The organism is Vibrio sp. 2132-1, assembly GCF_033344315.1.
Genome location: NZ_JAWPON010000578.1, coordinates 1 through 592, shown reverse-complemented (window position 1 = coordinate 592; position 592 = coordinate 1). Strand labels below are relative to the sequence as shown.

Sequence of the window (592 nt, the reverse complement as noted above, 5' to 3'; positions counted from 1 at the left end):
AACTGTTATTTACTCAGGCAGAAAGAGGGTTTGCCCATTTGCAACAAGGCGTACGTCTTGTCAACCAGGATCCAAACCCGAACCACCTTTCAATATCAACACCGCCCTCCTTTGCCCACCATTGGTTGGTGCCTAAAATCACCGCCTTTCGTCAACGTCATCCTGATATTGCCCTATTACTAGAGCCCACAAATGATCTTGTCTCTTTTCAAGATAGTCAGATAGATTTGTGCGTTCGCTACGGATTAGGAAAATACCCAAATTTAGAATCGCAGTGGCTGATGGACGAAGCCTTTTACCCAGCATGTCATCCGATGTATCAGAAGGAACATGGCATCTATAGCATCGAAGATTTAAGCAAAGCAGAGCTCATCGAAGACGTGTGGCCCGATCTCGACTGGAACATGTGGTTAGCAAGACTTGGACACTCTGCGGCAAAGCCCGCTTTAAAATACAGTGGCTCGCACTTAGTGTTGGAAGCTGCGTTATCCCTACAAGGTGTAGCGCTCGTCAAACACAGCTTAGCGTATCAATATTTTCGGACGGGTAAACTGGTTCGTATTGGCGACATCGCGATAAAACCTAGATTTGC

At 46.5% G+C, this 592-nt stretch carries 1 protein-coding gene; it reads left to right on the top strand.

Going from position 1 to position 592, the window contains the following annotated elements:
* Nucleotides 1–592: LysR substrate-binding domain-containing protein (locus tag R8N47_RS26755; protein ID WP_318186306.1), on the top strand; the 592-nt coding region annotated here is incomplete at both ends.